At 38.6% G+C, this 18003-nt stretch carries 10 protein-coding genes; 5 read left to right on the top strand and 5 right to left on the bottom strand.

The features are described from left to right. The first annotated feature begins 31 nt into the window (after positions 1–31). On the top strand, positions 32–298 hold the full coding sequence (locus AC1DG9_RS01260) for a hypothetical protein (RefSeq protein WP_477634233.1): 267 nt from the start codon (positions 32–34) through the stop codon (positions 296–298). Between the two features lie 82 nt (positions 299–380). Then, positions 381–3674 carry a sensor histidine kinase gene (locus tag AC1DG9_RS01255; RefSeq protein ID WP_477634232.1) on the top strand — a complete coding sequence of 1098 codons (3294 nt, stop codon included), beginning with the start codon at positions 381–383 and terminating at the stop codon, positions 3672–3674. Here AC1DG9_RS01255 and AC1DG9_RS01250 read toward each other — a convergent pair. Next, the gene (locus tag AC1DG9_RS01250; protein ID WP_477634231.1) at positions 3666–4574 is read right to left on the bottom strand and encodes a hypothetical protein; all 909 of its coding nucleotides are present in this window, start codon (positions 4572–4574) and stop codon (positions 3666–3668) included. The genes AC1DG9_RS01255 and AC1DG9_RS01250 overlap by 9 nt on opposite strands. 187 nt (positions 4575–4761) lie before the next feature. Here AC1DG9_RS01250 and AC1DG9_RS01245 point away from each other — a divergent pair, with 187 nt between their 5' ends. Next, on the top strand, positions 4762–6312 hold the full coding sequence (locus AC1DG9_RS01245; RefSeq protein WP_337717000.1) for a glycoside hydrolase family 10-like protein: 1551 nt from the start codon (positions 4762–4764) through the stop codon (positions 6310–6312). Between the two features lie 89 nt (positions 6313–6401). Here the strand turns inward: AC1DG9_RS01245 and AC1DG9_RS01240 are convergent, their stop codons facing one another. The 3 genes from AC1DG9_RS01240 to nagB form a co-directional block, all read right to left on the bottom strand. Continuing rightward, entirely contained in the window at positions 6402–9269 is a 2868-nt protein-coding gene (locus AC1DG9_RS01240; RefSeq protein ID WP_337716998.1) for a M16 family metallopeptidase, read from the bottom strand. A 23-nt stretch (positions 9270–9292) separates the two neighbouring features. Continuing rightward, positions 9293–10450: an acyltransferase family protein gene (locus tag AC1DG9_RS01235; protein WP_288883351.1), complete on the bottom strand. Its 1158-nt coding sequence runs from the start codon at positions 10448–10450 to the stop codon at positions 9293–9295. 63 nt (positions 10451–10513) lie between these two features. Then, on the bottom strand, positions 10514–12433 hold the full coding sequence (nagB, locus tag AC1DG9_RS01230) for a glucosamine-6-phosphate deaminase (RefSeq protein WP_172662184.1): 1920 nt from the start codon (positions 12431–12433) through the stop codon (positions 10514–10516). Between the two features lie 333 nt (positions 12434–12766). Here nagB and AC1DG9_RS01225 point away from each other — a divergent pair, with 333 nt between their 5' ends. Further along, a complete protein-coding gene (locus AC1DG9_RS01225) occupies positions 12767–13966 on the top strand; it encodes an anhydro-N-acetylmuramic acid kinase (protein ID WP_288883350.1) in 1200 nt (399 codons plus the stop codon). Here the strand turns inward: AC1DG9_RS01225 and AC1DG9_RS01220 are convergent. Then, positions 13963–14709 carry a DeoR/GlpR family DNA-binding transcription regulator gene (locus AC1DG9_RS01220; RefSeq protein WP_048908297.1) on the bottom strand — a complete coding sequence of 249 codons (747 nt, stop codon included), beginning with the start codon at positions 14707–14709 and terminating at the stop codon, positions 13963–13965. The genes AC1DG9_RS01225 and AC1DG9_RS01220 overlap by 4 nt on opposite strands. A gap of 245 nt (positions 14710–14954) precedes the next feature. On the opposite strand from AC1DG9_RS01220, the gene AC1DG9_RS01215 reads away from it, so the two are divergent. Beyond that, a complete protein-coding gene (locus AC1DG9_RS01215; protein ID WP_477634230.1) occupies positions 14955–18002 on the top strand; it encodes a SusC/RagA family TonB-linked outer membrane protein in 3048 nt (1015 codons plus the stop codon). Position 18003 lies beyond the last annotated feature (1 nt).

The following is an 18003-nucleotide window of genomic DNA, read 5'->3' as shown; positions in this document are numbered from 1 at the left end:
AATAATACCTTTATTAAAATAACATTTAAGTGTGAGTATCGGGGGTAAAATCAGATTTCTTTTATTGATATTAGGCGCTTGCTGTATTGTTACAGCATTATCGCTAAAGCATTCAATAACAAAAAAGGAGTTACTGGCCCACGAAGCAGGAAAGCTTCAGAAGAATCTCTCCATAAATGAACGACTTGTTTATGATTTTTTAAATGATCCTGCTCAGGTTGAAAAGGCTAAGCAGTATCATTTAAATGATCAGTATGGATTAAATTTTATTAATAAATATCGCGATAAGGGTAATTAAAGAGGGGTCGTCTTTTTCTCAGTTTGCAAATGGTTGGTTCGAAGTTATTAAGAAAACTACCGGTAGTTATACCCTTGTTTTTTTGATAGAAGTTAAAAATCAATTCAGCATCCAGAATCAATATCTTGAGAATGATTTTTCACGTTACTTGTCCAATAACAATTCTCTTTCCCTGGCAACTTTTGTCGATCCTGAAGTACAGGGTATCAGTAATCTGGATGGCAAAATCATATTCGAAGTTAAACTTAAGTCAACCTACTCAAGAAGTATCTATGGTACAATAGAGCTTTGGCTTTGGATAGTGGGCCTATTTAGCTTCTGCTTGTTCTTTAATTCTTTTTGTGGCTGGTTAGCCAAAAGAGGCAATTTAATCCCGGCAACGGTGCTGATCTTGCTTTTCTTTGTAACGATAAGGGTAACAGATTTAGAATATGGATGGTTTAACAGGCAGTTTAATTTACCCATATTTAGCCCCAAGATATATGCTGAAAGCTTTTTCCTTCCTTCTCTTGGAGATTTCTTGCTTAACGTAATAGCGATTACATGGGTGGTGTTGTTTGTTTTTACCTATAATGATAAATATAAGCTGCCAGGGTGGCTAACGCGAAGTAAATTGGGTGGATTGTCCTTTCACTTTGTACTGCTGCTCATTTTTGGAGCACTTGCATTTTTATTTGATCAGGTATTCCTTGGACTGATCATTAATTCAAAAATAAATTTTGACATCACCAATATTATAAACCTTGATGGGATAAGCTGGGTTAGTATTATTGTTTTGTGCCTTGTCTGGTTTAATATTTACCTTGTTGCAAATATTTTCATGCAGCAAACGCTGCAATTAAATGTAACCAATAGGGAAAGAGTCATACTCTTTCTGGCTGCCTTTTTCGCCTGTCTTATTTATAAGCTAGGTACGGGGTTCAGTATCTTTTTCATAGCATATGCGCTATTTATTTTTATTATTTCGTGGAACTTTTATATCAGGAACAACAAGTTTTCAATAGCAGTTTTTGCATTGTTGTTCTTCTGCCTTGCGTTTATATCTTCTGTTAAATACCTAAGGTTCATTGACGAGAAGGAGCATGTAAATAGGTTCGCCATGGCGCAGAAACTGGTCTCCTCTGATGATTTTACAGTGGTTAGTGCTATAGAAAATCTGGAAAGAACGATTTTGGCTAATAAGGTCGTATTAAGTTATTTTAAAGACCCTAATTTTAACAGCCCAATAGAACTTAAGAAGAGCATAGAGAAGGATTACATAGAGCGCTATCTGCCAAGGTTTGAATACAACTTATACGAGTATAATCATCTTGATTCATCAGCTACCGGAATACAGACAATACCGCTTAGTTATTTTAAAAATCTGGTAAAGGCGGGTTCCGTAAAAGTTCCTGAATCAAATTATTTTTATCGTTTGAATGATACCTTTGGGTATCAAAATTATTTTGGAATTATCCCGATCTACGAAGAGAATCAAATATTGGGAACACTGGTTATCGAGCTAAAATCCCAGCTTTATAATTACAAAGGTCAGCTGCCCGAAATTTTAATGGACCGATCCATTAAAAACGAGGATAATTATAGTAAATACTCTATTGCACTTTATAAAGATGGCAGATTAGAAGGACAATCGGGTAATTATACCTATAAGCTTTCGAGTGATGGGTTTGCCACACGCAATAATACTGTGGGCTTTTTTAAAGATAGCCTCAATTATTCACACCTGATTTATTATCCTACGCCTTCAAAATTAATTGTAATCAGCAAAGAAGACGTATCGTTTATCATACAGCTCGCTACGTTATCTTTCTTCTTTCTTGTGTTCATTTTGTTTTCCATAACATTGTACACGCTAATCTGGCTACTTAAAAATATTGATGAGAGCTGGAGTGGCTGGTTTAATATTAACCGTTCGTTAATGATTAATGCCAACAAGATTCTTTACAAAACCAGGATTCAATTTTCTATTGTTTTGTCGGTAGTGGCAACCTTACTCATTGTGGGCTGGATCACCTATTTCTATATACGTAATGAATATCGGAGGCAACAACAGGATTTCATCAAGGAGAAGGTGAGAAAAGTGCAGCAATCTTATGAAAAACTGATTTTGGCAACAGGGGTCCCTGCTCCCACAGATAGAGCAGTAAACGAATTCAACCAGTTTGCTGATATAAATGCTGCCTATTTAAATCTTTTTGATACCAATGGATTATTGATATTTACGTCGACGCCAAAGATGTATGATCTTGGTATTATAAGTAGAAGAATGGCATCAAAGGCATTTCTTCATTTAAATCAATTACAAGGGTCAGATTATATTAACCCCTCAGAGAGGATAAGTGGTTTTACCTACTCATCGGCATACGCGCCTATTAGAAATGCTCAGAATCAAACGGTAGCCTATATTGGTATGCCGTATTATGCGAACGAAGCTGACTATCAAGCCAGGATCGGCGTGTTCATTAATACATTGATTAATATATACGCCCTGGTATTTGTGGCTATAGGGATACTTGCAGTGTTTCTAGCCAATCAAATTACCAGCCCATTGACATTTATTCAGGACAGCATTAAAAAAACAAAACTCGGGCAAAAGAATCAGCCCATCGGCTGGTCACGTCACGATGAAATTGGATCGCTCATAAAAGAATACAACAAGATGATTGCTGCGCTTGAAGAAAGTGCCGTTAAACTTGCCCGCTCAGAAAGGGAAAGTGCATGGCGCGAGATGGCAAAACAAGTGGCCCATGAGATTAAGAACCCACTCACACCTTTAAAACTTGGAGTGCAACTGCTCGAAAAGTCGTGGAAGGAAAAAGATCCTAATTTTGAAAATAAATTTGAAAGGTTTAGCAAGTCATTCATTGAGCAGATCGACAGTCTATCTACTATCGCGTCGGAATTCTCTAATTTTGCTAAAATGCCTGATACCAAGCTCGAGAAACTCCAATTGTTACCTATAATTGGGCAGGCCAGAGACGTTTTTAGAAACACCCAGGATGCGGAGATCTACATCCTTAACAATACCAATACGGATGTTGTTGTGCTTGGTGATAAAGATCAGGTGCTGCGTACTTTTAATAACTTGTTTAAAAATGCAATTGAGGCCGCCGATATTGATACGGTATGTATCATAAAGGTAAACATCTCCAATAATCAGGAACGTGTATTTATTGAGGTTGAGGATAATGGGAAGGGTATCGATTCTTCTTTACAGGATAAAATATTTGTGCCTAATTTCACAACAAAATCGTCAGGGACTGGCTTAGGATTGGCTTTTGTTAAACAGGCTGTAGAGAATGCGGGTGGAACTGTGGAGTTCAAATCTTTTGGTGAGGTGGGTACTACTTTTTACCTTAGTTTCCCTTTATCTTAAAACAATTTCTGCGCGGCCCATTGTATAGCCATCTGCATATAGAATGATCGAATACTCCCCTTTTATAAATTCATTAGGGTTAATCCAATCCATATTAAAACTGGTATTGTCGTCATTATAGGAGATAGATGTGGATGAACTGTACTGCATCTCTTGTCCATCAGCTTCAAACATGTTGTTCTCGTTTGCAATAAGGTTACCTGCCGGATCAAATACACGAAGGTAGATTTTGTGATAATCTTTTTGGGCAAGCGGATTAGGTACAATGTCAAACTTTACACTTAATTTTTTTGCTGAACTGGCCTTTATTACCTCAATATTTTTACCGCTGCTTTTTACCCTGTAAGCTATAATATGCACATTCGCAGCCTTTAAAGCGGCACTGGTCTTTACTTTTGCACTGAGTTCCTGGTTTCTTTTTTCCAGTTCATTGGCCTTCTCACTGGCAAAATTGACAGAAGCCTTCAAACTATCCCTCTCGCTTTTAAGAAGGGAATTTTCTTTTTTTAAACGAAGGATGTCTTCATTATAGATTTTCACAAATTCCCGTAGTTCACGTACTTCTTTTTGAGCCACAACGAGCTGTTCCTGGGTAAGCTCACCATTCTGGAGTGCTGCTTTAAGGTCGGCAATCTTTCCACGGGCAAGTTMCTGTTCCTTAATTAATTTTTCACTTAAAGTAAGGTTCAAGGCATTTACCTTATCAAGTTCAATTTCAATTTTCTCAACCTCCAGTCTTAAACGATCTTTCTCTGTGCTAACAGTAACAAATCGTTCGTTTTCCTTTTTATCTTTGATAAAAAGGTAGGCGTTGGTACCTAATAAGGCAACAATAACAACAACTAAAAAGTAGATTTTATTGCGGTCGCCTTTATTTACTGGATCACTCTTGTCTGACATTACTTCAATTCTTAACTAAATTAGGTTGAGGCGCGAACATAAATAAAAATATAACAATTGGTAAAAAAAACATTCTATTTGTATGAGACTTTGAAAAAAATCGTTTACTTGCTAGGATTAGGGAACTGAACTGTATTCTGAACACAACAAATGAAACTAAATTTTATACTATCACAAATTAGAAAGGATGTTTAAACTCACTTTTTATGCACTATTATTAACCATAGTACAACCATTATCTCTTTTTGCGCAAGACACATCAAAAATTGCTCCAAAAAGAGAGTTTAGAGGGGTTTGGGTGGCAACCGTTGCCAATATAGACTGGCCTTCTAAACCAGGTCTTAGTGTAGATCAGCAAAAGCAGGAGCTTATAGGCATCCTGGAGAAGCACAAAGAGAATGGTATGAATGCCATAATGCTTCAGGTTAGGCCGGCTGCAGATGCATTTTATGCAAGCCCAAGGGAACCCTGGAGCCAGTGGCTGATGGGTAGGCAAGGCATTGCTCCGAGCCCGGGTTATGACCCATTAGCTTTTGCAATCAAAGAAGCACATTCAAGAGGGATGGAACTCCATGCATGGTTTAATCCTTACAGAGCTACAATGAGCGCTAATTCAGTGGTTCACGAGAGCCATATGACTAGAAAAAGACCTGAGCTTTTCTTTACTTACGCAGGTAAAAAACAATTTGATCCTGGAATACCAGAGGTTAGAGAATATATTGTGCAGGTTATCCTGGATGTTGTAAAAGGATACGATGTGGATGGAATACATTTCGACGATTACTTTTATCCATATAAAGTTGAAGGGCAGCGAATAAATGATGCCGCAACATTTAGTAAATATGCCAATGGCTTTACAGATATAAATGATTGGCGAAGAAACAACGTTGATGTACTTATTAAACAATTGAACGACAGTATTCATTACTACAAAAAGTATGTTAAATTCGGAGTTAGTCCATTCGGAATCTGGAGAAACAAGTCTGAAGATACACTGGGATCTGAAACCAGCGGATTGTCTAATTATGCAGAGCTTTTTGCCGACTCCAGAAAATGGGTTAAAGAAGGTTGGGTAGATTACATTAACCCTCAGATATATTTTAGCTTTACACGCAGAGTGGCACCATTTGCTACCTTAGTAGATTGGTGGAGTAACAATACCTATGGCAGACATCTTTATATAGGACAAGCTGCCTATCTGGTGAACCAAAGAATGGAGGCCGCGTGGCGATTACCAAAGCAGATGCCTGATCAGATCAGGTACATCAGGAAAAATAATCGGGTACAGGGAAGTGTTTACTTTAGTTCCAAATCATTCTCTACCGTAGCACGTGCATTTGGAGATTCCTTAAAAAACGATTTTTATAAATATCCGGCACTTCCACCTCAAATGCCATGGCTTGATGATGTAATGCCTAACCAACCACGGCAACTTATTGCAGATGCTTTGAATGATGGTGTGCACCTAAAATGGGAAAAACCTCTTCCTGCAGAAGACGGAGAAACTGCATCAGGTTATGTGATTTACCGTTTTGAAGAAGGCGAGAAAATAGGGATATTAAATGCCAGAAATATTCTTAAAATAAGTTTTGAAGAATTTACCTCCTTTATAGATACTGATGTAGATAGTGGTAAAAGATATAATTACCTGGTTACGGCACTGGATCGGTTAAAGAATGAAAGTGAACCTAGCGGGCCGGTAGGTATACAGGCTAAAGAAGCCCTGGCACCAAACTAGTAATACATTAAAATAAAGAAGGGGGCAGTCGTCATCTCGACGATAGGAGAGATCTCTTGAGCCACCCCCTTCTTGCTTAAATAACAGCTCTATTTTTGTTGTGGTAACAAAACTAAGCGGATGTAATTATCCTCATTTAAATATTTCTGAGCAGTAGTTTTTGTACTTTCAACAGAAACACTGTTTAGTCTTTGCTTTTCACCCAATAGCTGATCTAAGTTTTCTCCGTTTTTTAAACGGCTGCTAAGGTAGCTTAACCAATAATTGTTGTTACGTAAATTAAGCTCAAACTGACGCTGTTCTTCTGATTTGAATTTGGTGATATCATCTGCAGAAGCACCGCTGGCTTTAATCTTATTTACTTCATCAAGCGCTGCTGTAATAAGCTTTTCTACATTAGCAGGAGCGCAGCTAAATGAAATATTAAAGTAATAATGACCGGCAGGATACTTTTCAAGACTTAAGCCAACCTGCGGACTATAAACACCACTTTCCTTTTCGCGTAAACGTTCTAATATCTTTATTTCTAAAGCGCCTTTTAACGCATCTAATTGAATATTGTTATCTGCATTAAAGGTATAATCTCCATGAATGTATAACTCCACAGCAGCCTTATCTTCCAAACCTTTATAAACGGTTTTACTGATCTTTCCTTTCGGTGCCCTAACTCCGCGGTCGATAAAATCTTGTTTTTTATTCAGAGCAGGTAGGCTGGCAATATAGGTTTCAATAAACGGCTTGATGGTGTTAATGTCAAATGCACCCACAATAATGAACGTTTGTTCACTGGCATCGGCAAAGCGATCCTTATAAAAGTCAAAAGCTTTGTCTAGCGAAACTTTGTCCAAATCTTGTAGATTAGTAGGCATAGCACGCTTGTTGTACGACGATAACACCGCCTGAACAGTATCGCTAAAAACACTATTAGGGTTTGCATTTTTATTGCTCAGTACTACTTTATAATCAGAGATGTTCTTGTTAAATATCTCACTATCTTTTCTCGGATTGGTCGCGTAAGCATAAATCATTTGAAAAGCTGTTTCAATATCTTTTGGAGAAGAACTTCCGCTAAAGCCTTGATAGAGGTCATCAACATAAGCACCAGCACGGCCAGTGTTGCCAGCTAGCAGTTTTGATAATTGTGTCGGATTAAACTCGCCAACCCCACTTTGGGCAATCAGACTTACCATCTGTGCCGATTCAAGATCCTCATCATTAACTACAGACATTCCTCCTTTAGAGAATGAACTGAAGATGACCTGGTCATTTTTAAAGTCAGTAGGTTTTAAAAGCACCTTAATTCCGTTGCTCAATGTTAATTCGGTAACGCCTACGGCATCAATCTTCTTTTCACCAACAATTTTGCCTGCAACCGGATTTTTCTCCAACAGAGGCTTGTTTAACGAATTATCGACATATGCAGTAACCCCGGCACCAGCATTTTTTACAGCGGCCACCAATTGCGCTTCTGTTGGCAGAATAGCTTTGTCCTTTTCAGGAGCTTGAACAACAATAATCTGATTCTCTTTTGGTGTAAGCGTTTTTACCAGCGCATTTATCTCCTCAAGGGTAATATTAGCAACCGCTTTCTGGGTTTCTGCGTAAGTATAATCAATAGAAGGAATGGTGCTTCCTTTAAGGAAATTATTCAGGTACTGCTGTACAAAGTTTGATGATGCTGTTTTATCCTTTTCCTTGTATTGTTTTTCGTTGCCTGCAAGAATGTTTTTCTTGGTAACATCCAATTCAGATTGTACAAAACCAAATTTGCTCATCCGCTCATTTTCAGCAAGTGCTCCAGCAAAAGCTTTTTCCAACTGCTCGCCCGACTTAGCTGCAACTACAGTTTGAAAAGCATTAATACCCGAAACCAGGCCACCTTGATATGGTCCGAATGAGCTTTGTCCAAAAATAAAAGGAGCGTTCTCTTTTTGCAGAATCTCTTCAAATCTTGCACCCAGCATGCTATTCACCATAGAATACATGATTCTCTTTTTAAAATCGGCAGTGGTTTTTGTAGCATTTCCACGTAATTTATACATGATGATGGCAACATCATAAGGCTGCTCAGGATCCGTAATAACTTTAACAAGCGGTTCTTTGTTGTCGGGTAAATCATAATTTAAGCGAGGTCTAGGATTTGCCGGATTAGTTAGGTCAGAGAAGTTTGCCTTAATTAACTGCTCAACTTCATTTACATCAAAATCACCAACAGCTATCACAGCTTGTAAATTTGGTCTGTACCAATCCTTGTAAAAGCTTCTGATCCTGTCGTGAGAAAATGATTTTAAAATATCGATCTTTCCAATAGGCAGGCGGTTTTCATAACGCGAGCCCTTTAGTAATAGGGGAAGTAACTGTTTGCTCATACGTTCCTGAGCATTTTTTCCGCGCTGGCGATCTTCTTCGATTATCACACCGCGTTCTTTATCAATCTCTTCACCCTCCATAACCACTTTCCCTGCCCAGTTAGCCAGGATCTTAAAACCTGTTTTAAATACCAGGGTGCTATCAGTTGGGATAGGTAATTGATAAACCGTTTGCTCAAAGCCGGTGTAGGCATTTAAGTCGGCACCAAAACGGACACCTGCTTTTTGAAGGTAATTGATGATGTCGTTTTTAGGGAAATCTTTTGTGCCATTAAAGGCCATGTGTTCCGTAAAATGGGCTAATCCTTGCTGATCATCTTCTTCCATTAACGAACCTATTCGGGTTGCCAAATATAATTCAGCCCTGTTTTTAGGTTCTACATTCTTTCTGATGTAGTAAGTTAAACCATTCGCCAGTTTCCCAATTTTAACATTAGGGTCGTTGGGGATCAAAGTATCATTGTTTTTTTTTGCAGCTGCTGATACCGTCTTTTTTACAGCTGAAGGTTTTTTTTGCGCAAGTACGGGAGTATTAAATGCCACAAACGCGGCAAGCCCACATACGAGAGTGTTGATTGTTCTTTTCATGAAAAATAGTTAATGGGCTAAATTTAAACTTTTATAATAATTTTTTTATTATACATCGCCCAAAGAATTATCAGCCAGAACAATATGAAGGCAATTGCCCAGGCTAGTGATGCATTAATTGGAGAGAAATAGGAAGAGAAACCTGAGTAAAGCCAAGCTTGTAAGGTTACTTCGGTGCCGGCGCTGTTTTTTACATGGATCATACCCAATATACGTGGTATCAACCCCGATAAAAAAAATACTGTAATTGCATTTACGCCGTATACCACAAAAGGTTTGGTAAAGCGATTGTATTGGTGAACATCTATTATCCAATAACTAAGGGCAAGTATCACCGTTGCTAACCCGCCAGTGTACAAAACAAAGGAACTAGTCCATAATGATTTATTAATTGGAAATTGTAAATCCCATAATAAACCTAAAACTACGGCGGCACAACCGGTAGTAAATAGCCAGGCTATTTTAGAAGCGGCATCAATATCTTTACGTTTTAGGTAAACGCCAACCAGAATCCCGAATAAGCCTGTTGCAATTGCCGGAATGGTACTAAAGATGCCTTCCGGATCCCAGGTCTTGGCTGATTTCCATAGATGGGCCTCAGTTAGTATGCCCCTGTCTATCCATGCACCAAGATTGGTTTCTTTTTCAAGATTAGCATATCCAACGCCGGGAACAGGTACAAATGTCATTAATGCCCAGTAAACAGCTAACAAGGCAATTAATATCCTGAAGATGTTTTTTTCGGAATTTTTAAGAAATATAATGGACGAAATAAAGAATACTACTGCGATCCGCTGTAGCACCCCGGGAATGCGTACATGCTGAAAGGCACCTATAGGATCAGTAAATACCTTGGGAAATAAGGATAGGAATAATCCTAAGCCAAATAGGATAAACGCTCTTTTAAGTGCTTTTAAAATGGTTTTGTTATGTGTTGCAGGATCAGTTTTTTTGCTTCCCATCGCGTAAGCAATTGAAACACCAACAATAAATAGAAAGAAAGGAAAAATTAGATCTGTAGGCGTGCAGCCATTCCATTCTGCGTGTTCAAGAGGAGCGTAAATATTACCCCAATCTCCGGGATTATTTACAAGTATCATAGCCGCTACCGTGGCGCCTCTAAAAAAATCAAGGGATAATAGTCTTGCCGGAGTATCAGTATTGGCTGAAATAGAAGTCATGAATGGGGAATTAATTACAAAATAATCGCTATTGCGTAAACACAATAGCGATTATAAATATAATTAAAATTTATAGCGTACAAAGGCTTCCATCGCCTCGTAGTTTGCTAATCCCAAATTGTCATAAGCCTGGGCAGTTTCTCTGTTTCTGTCCTCAGCTCTTTTCCAGAATTCTCTGGCATCATCACCAGGGAAAACAGCTCTGTCTTTTTGCGACTGGTGTTTGAAAATAGCGAATTTCTTTCTTTCCACCTCTTGTGGACTAAGCGGAACAGCCATTTCAATTTCATGAGTTTCAAATTCCTGCCATGCACCACGGTACATCCATAACCAGCAATCTTTAACCCAGCTTTCAGTTTTTGCTAAACGCTTTAACGCTTCTAAAATGATATTGAAGCAAACGATGTGAGTTCCATGTGGATCTTCAAAATCTCCGGCAGCAAATACTTGCTCTGGTTTAACCTTTTGCAAAAGGTCCATTGTTAATTGAATATCCAGATCGGTAACAGGGTTTTTATTGTTTTTTCCGCTTTCGTAAAAAGGAAGCGCCATGAAATGAATATGATCATCTTCAAGTCCGCAGTAACGTGCACCTGCAATAGCCTCTCCTTTTCTGATCAAGCCTTTTACCGTTTGAATTTCTGGAGTATCAACCTGATTTGGTTGTTTTTTCTCCATAAAATCGCGCATGTTGTTGTACAATCCTTTTAACTCGTCTTTACCAAGACCCATTTTTTCAGAAAAATCAATGCTAAATTCAACAAAACGAAGTGCATCATCATCCCATACTGCAGTATTACCTGAAGTTTGGTAAGCTACGTGTACATCATGTTTCTGATCTACCAAACGGATAAAAGTACCACCCATTGAAATTACGTCATCATCAGGGTGCGGAGAGAAAATAATTGAACGCTTTTTAGCAGGTTCAGCTCTTTCCGGTCTTTGCGAGTCGTCAGCATTAGGTTTGCCGCCCGGCCATCCGGTAATAGTGTGTTGTAATTTATTAAAGATGTCTATGTTGATGTTGTAAACAGGGCCTCTGTCGATAGCCAACTGAGCCATGCCATTGTTATTGTAGTCATCCTCGGTAAGTTTAAGAACAGGTTTACCTAAATGATTTGCCAGCCAGATTACTGCTTTTCTGGTTAGTTTTTCATCCCAAACGCAATCTTTTACCAACCAAGGCGTATCAAAACGGGTTAATAAAGAAGCTGCGTCCTGATCCAAAATGAACTCAACATGCTCAGAAAGCTGTAGGTAGGTAGCAGGAACGTCACTTGAAATTTCGCCTTCAACAGCTTTTTTAATGATGGAAGCTTTTTTTCTGTTCCATGCCATCAAAATAATTTCGCGGGCTTTGAATATAGTACCAATACCCATGGTAATTGCTTTTGTAGGCACAAAAGATTTACCACCAAAATCTCTTGCAGCATCACGTCTTGTAAGGTCATCAAGAGTTACCAAACGAGTACCGGAATTTGGCGCAGAACCCGGCTCATTGAAACCAATGTGACCGGTACGTCCAATACCCAATATCTGGATGTCTAAACCTCCCAGATCTCCAATCTTTTTTTCATAGGCAAGGCAAAAAGCAGGAATTTCTTCTAGACTCAATGTTCCATCAGGGATGTTAACATTGTTTTTGTCGATGTCGATGTGATCAAACAAATGCTCGTTCATAAAAGAAACATAGCTTTGAGCAGCGTCTGGCTGCATCGGATAATACTCATCCAGGTTAAACGTGATCACGTTTTTAAAGCTTAAACCCTCTTCTTTATGCATTCTTACTAATTCTGCATACACTGCAATAGGTGTAGCTCCAGTAGCTAAACCTAAAACAGCCTGAGTGTTATTCTTTTGTTTTTCTTTAATCAGATCCCCGATACGTTTAGCCACGCTAAGTGATGCGGCCTTAGGGTTTTCAAAGACAGAAACGGGTAATTTTTCAAAACGCGTTTCTTCCAGAAGATTTAATCTTGCCATTTATTTTTGTTCTTAAAGTTTGTACGGAGCAGTAAATATAGCGACTCTATTGGGTATAACAAGAATTTTAATTTGGTAAAAAGGCTAAATTCAGGTCATTAACCGGTTGGTATTACGGATTGTATTTTACACAATCGATTGAGATGTTGAGTAAACGGTGTTTTTGAAAATAGCAAGCCTGAAATTTTTTTTTAATTGATTTGGAGTTTCTTCGAGGATTGTTCGGAGCTTGTTCATAGCAAACCCACAAACAGGTACCTTTTTGTGAAGAAATTGTGAATGAAGTGTAAATCATGTGAGGATTTAATATCTTGCAGATGCAAAATTCTAACTATGAATACCAACTGGGCCAGACTTTTTCATACCATTGAGAAAAAGGAAAGATTAATAATCGGATTAATGTCGGGTACTTCACTTGATGGATTGGATATTGCCCTTTGCAATATTAGCGGAAGCGGTGCAGCAACAAAGGTTAAGGTTAAGAATTTTAAAACGGTTCCTTATTCTAATGCTTTTAAAGCAGAGGTGAAAGCTATATTTTCCAGAAAAGATGCCGATCTGCAAATGGTTTGCCTAATGAATGAAAAAATAGGATTAATCCATGCCGAGATGATTTTAAAGGTTATTGAATCGTGGGGATTAAAGCCTGAGGACGTTGATCTAATTGCAAGTCACGGACAAACTATTTTTCATGCACCTGCCTCTTTGCATAAATTGTCTGATTATCCAAATGGCACTTTGCAGATAGGCGATGGGGATCATATTGCGGTGAAAACAGGTGTCGTTACCATATGTGATTTTAGACAAAAGCATATTGCAGCGGGAGGTGAAGGCGCCCCCCTTGCCGTATATGGCGATTATCTGCTGTTTTCTGAAAAGGGAGAAGATCGGGTGATGCTGAATATAGGAGGGATAGCCAATTTTACGTATTTACCAGGTGATAATGATGCGGCAAAAGTGTTTTCTACAGATGTTGGCCCAGGGAATACTTTAATGGACCAATTTGTTCAGCACCACTACGAAGGACTATATTTTGATCAAAACGCTACAATAGCTAAAGCGGGTGTGGTAAGCGCTGCATTGCTTAAGGAATTGATGCAGTCAGATTTTTTAACTGCACAGTTTCCCAAAACAACAGGGCCGGAATTGTTTAATCTGAAGTATTTAAAGGCTGCACAGGAGCGATCAAAAACGAGTAGCCTTAACAATGAAGACATAATGACAACCCTATGCAGTTTTACCGCCCAGGTTATTGTTGATGCCATCGAAAAGTGCTTTGGCGACAACCAAAAACCATCGATATATATGAGTGGGGGTGGTATGCATAACCCCTTGCTTGTAAAGCAACTTAAAGAAGGGTTGCCCAATGCCAGGTTTTATACCACAGAAGACCTGCAAATAAATCCGGATGCTAAAGAAGCTGTTCTGTTTGCCGTATTGGCTAATGAAACATTAACGGGCACTGCCATCAATTTTGGCGATAGGGCAGGTGTTCCATCAATTTGTATGGGTAAAATCTGTTTACCTTTTTAAAGAATCTGCAGGTTTTTACGATGGTAGGCATTTAAGGTTACATCGTCTGCAGGGAGCTCAGTAACTAAATAGTCGATATTTTCCAGGGCAGCTACTTTAAGTCTTAATGATATGTCTAGCTTTTCGGAGATGCAAAGTACTGCCGTTCTTTTTGAAAAGTTAAGCATCGTTTTTTTAAGCTGATTAATTTCCCAGTCGGTATCTGTTAAGCCATCGGTTGGATGAAGCGCGCTTGTTCCAAGCAAACAAAGATCAGCACTGATTTCTGATAACTGATTTATCACATGTCCGCCGTAAGTTACCTGCGAATTCTTAGAGAACAGACCTCCGATAAGAATTACCTCTATCTTTGCATATTTGGCCAGTTCAATAGCTACAAATGGGCTAATGGTAAAAAAAGTGGCGTGTAAATTCTCTGGAAGAAGCTTGGCCACTTCAATTATGGTAGTTCCTCCTCCAGTTAAAACAACCATGCCATCTTTTATAAGTGAAATGGCTTTTTTGGCGATACTGATTTTAGCATCCTTGGCATACACAGAACTATCATCAAAAGAAGATTGGTAAGATTTTGACAATGCGCCACCATGAACCTTGAACAGCTTGTTGTTGTCCGACAATTCCTGGAGGTCGCGCCTGATGGTATCCTCAGAAACATTCAACAACTGAACAAGGTCTGAGGTAAGAACGCGATTGTGTAAATTGATTTGCCTCATTACAAAATCATGTCTTTCTTTTTTCAACATCTGTTTAATTTTTTGACTAAAGTAATAAAAAACGATTAATAATTTAATGCGGGTTTATGCAGGTTTGTGCAATATTGATTTGTGTAACAAGAATGAAATAGTTGTTTATTTTGTAAATAAATGAAAAACATTTATGATATTTACTAGAGGTTTGATTTTTTGCGTGTAATTGCGTGTTTTGAAAAACCGTATTTCCCCGCAAATAGCCAAACGAGAACTTAAATTTATTAACCAAACTATCGTTCATGAAAAAAAAACTACTTCTGTTTATTACAGTTGGTTTTTTGCTAATTTCCCAAACATTTGCCCAGCAAAAAACGATTACAGGTAAAGTCACCTCAACTGAAGATGGGCTTCCCATCCCGGGCGTTTCCGTAAAAATAAAAGGAACGTCTACTGTTGTTCAAACCGCTAATAACGGGGGGTACAGTATTAAAGCCAACGAAAATGATGTGTTGGTTTTTTCTTATGTGAGTATGATTACGCAAGAAAAAACAGTGGGCAGCACAACAACACTAGATGTTGCCATGGTTCCAGACTCAAAAGCACTAAGTGAGGTTGTGGTTACCGCCCTTGGTATTAAACAACAAAAAAGATCCTTAGGGTACGCAACTCAGGACATTAAAGCAGCGGATATTACAAATACCAACCAGTCTAACGTGTTAAATGCGTTAAAGGGGAAAGCATCCGGTGTTCAAATTACAAGCTCCGGTGGGGCTGCAGGTTCAGGTACAAGAGTTCAGATCAGAGGGATTAACTCTTTGAATCCTTCGGCCGATAATCAGCCATTGTTTGTTGTAGATGGTATTCCTATTTCCAACAGTACTGATCTAATTGGTATCAACAGTGATAACTTTCAAAACCCTAACCGTGCCGGTGATATAAACCCAGAGGATATTGAAACAATGACCATCCTTAAGGGACCAGCTGCCTCTGTATTGTATGGTTTAAGGGCTGCCAACGGTGCCATCATCATTACTACTAAATCAGGTAAGTCTGGTAAACCTAGCTTTAATTTTAAAAGTTCCGTTAGTTTCGACGACGTAACAAAAACACCTCCAATACAAACAACCTATGGTAATGGTAACGGTGGAGCATATGTGCCGAGTGTAAATAGCTGGGGGCCTAAAATTGAAAGCGGTATACCCGTTTATAACCCTTACGATGTGTTCTTTAAAACAGGGCATCAGACACAGAATTCCTTTACTTTTAGCGGAGGAAATGATAATGCTACTTATTTTACTTCAATTTCGAACTCAGAACAAAAGGGAGTTGTGCCGAATTCTGATTACGGCAAAACATCCATCAGACTTTCGGGGACATTAAAGGCCTCGGAAAAATTCAAATTTGAAGGATCTGCAAATTATATTAATTCCGGTGGTAAAAATCCTCGTACCGGTATCACCTCGGGTACAATATTTTATTTGATGCGTCATACCAATACAGTTAACCCTGCAGACTACCTAAATCCGGATGGAACTGAAAAAACGTATAATGCCTCTATTCAAAATCCGTTCTATTTTACTGAAAATGCTTTTTTAAAGGATAATGTAAACAGGGTAATAGGAAATTTGGGCGCAGAGTTTAAAGCAAACGACTGGTTAACCTTTAACTACAAAGCCKGTATTGACAACTACACCGATTTCAGACAGATTTATAATGAAAAAGGATTGCTGATCAGTACGCTGGGGTCTATGACCGAGCAACGGATTAGCTATAGCGAGGTGAACTCTAATTTCTATGCCAGGGCAAGCAAGCAGTTTGGCKAGAAATGGTTTGTGAATTTCTTATTAGGTCATTCATATACCCATATTAACAGAACCAACTTATCTCTTAATGGCGCTCAGGCGGTTGTTCCTAATGTAGAGAGTATTAATAACTACAACGTATATACTACTTTAACCTATCCGGGTAAAAAGAATATCATCGGTATTTTTGGTGATTTAAATGTGAGTTACGACAATACTGTTTTCTTAAGTGTAACAGGAAGAAATGACTGGTCATCTACCTTACCGCAGAGTAACCGCTCATTCTTTTATCCTTCGACCAGCTTATCGTATGTATTTACCGAGACTTTGGGCTTACAGGAGAACGACATATTTAACTTCGGTAAGTTAAGGCTTTCGTATGCTGAAGTGGGTAAAGATGCTGATCCTTATCAGATTGGTGAATATTACTCTACATTGGCTGCATTTGATGGCGTAAGCGGTGTAAGACGTGATATTAAGATAGGCTCTGAATCTTTACGTCCTGAAAGAACAAAAGGACTAGAGGTAGGGGGTGAATTTCATTTCTTTAAAAGTCGCTTAACTTTAGATGCAAACTATGCGATTCTGAACAGTATTGACCAGATTGTACCTGTTCCTATTAGTTACGCATCAGGCTATGATATTTTTGTAACCAATGCCGGAAAGATCAGAAATAAATCTTTAGAGTTCCTGTTAACTGCAACCGTTGTTAAAAGTGATGACTTTAAATGGGATGTAAGTGCAAATTGGTCGCGCACAAAAGGAAGGGTGCTTTCTATGCCTCCGGGAGTAAATGAAATCCAGTTCAACCCAGAAAGTCCGTGGGTAAAACAAATCATAAAAACAGGCGGAAGACCGGGCGATTGGTACGGATGGCCATATACCCGTGTTACAGATCAGAATAGTGAATATAACGGACAGCTGGTTATTGGTGCTGATGGATATCCGATTATTCCTCAGCCGTTATCTAATAACTACCTGATTGGTAATGCCTATCCGGACTGGACAGGTGGTTTAGGAAGTACTTTAGCATATAAAGGGATAACCTTCTCGTTCATGTTCAACTTTAGAAGAGGTGGCGATGTATTTGATATTCCTAAAACACAAAGATTTTCTACTGGTATAGGTGCCGAAACACAAATCAGAGATACACAGGTAATATTTAAAGGAGTGAAAAACATAGGAACACCAGAAGCTCCTATATATGCTCCAAATGATAAGCAAGTGGTTATCGATCAGCTTTTTTATGCGAACAGTTTCCCTTATAAACTGGCACCTGAAAATAATGGATTCCAGGATGCTTCATGGATTAGGCTGCAGAATGTGTCCTTGTCGTACGAATTGCCAAAAAGCTGGCTGAACAAAAGTTTTATTAAGTCGGCATCAATTTCTGCAACGGCAAATAACTTGTGGTTAAGCACTCCTTTTATTGGGTTTGATCCTGAAGCAAGTGCTTATGGAGCAGGTTCAAATTCTGTTGGATATGTGGGTACTGGTGTGCCAACTACCAGAAGTATATTTCTTGGTTTAAATGTTAATTTCTAAG

The organism is Pedobacter sp. 05L430 (assembly GCF_056397585.1).
The sequence above is the reverse complement of the archived record's forward strand: the minus strand, read 5'-3'. Positions and strand labels throughout refer to the sequence as shown.

Excerpts from the sequence above, each read along its gene's own strand:
- AC1DG9_RS01240 (WP_337716998.1), bottom strand. The coding sequence starts at position 9,269 with ATGAAAAGAACAATCAACACTCTCGTATGTGGGCTTGCCGCGTTTGTG.
- nagB (WP_172662184.1), bottom strand. The coding sequence starts at position 12,433 with ATGGCAAGATTAAATCTTCTGGAAGAAACGCGTTTTGAAAAATTACCC.
- AC1DG9_RS01235 (WP_288883351.1), bottom strand. The coding sequence starts at position 10,450 with ATGACTTCTATTTCAGCCAATACTGATACTCCGGCAAGACTATTATCC.
- AC1DG9_RS01245 (WP_337717000.1), top strand. The coding sequence starts at position 4,762 with ATGTTTAAACTCACTTTTTATGCACTATTATTAACCATAGTACAACCA.
- AC1DG9_RS01220 (WP_048908297.1), bottom strand. The coding sequence starts at position 14,709 with ATGTTGAAAAAAGAAAGACATGATTTTGTAATGAGGCAAATCAATTTA.
- AC1DG9_RS01225 (WP_288883350.1), top strand. The coding sequence starts at position 12,767 with ATGAATACCAACTGGGCCAGACTTTTTCATACCATTGAGAAAAAGGAA.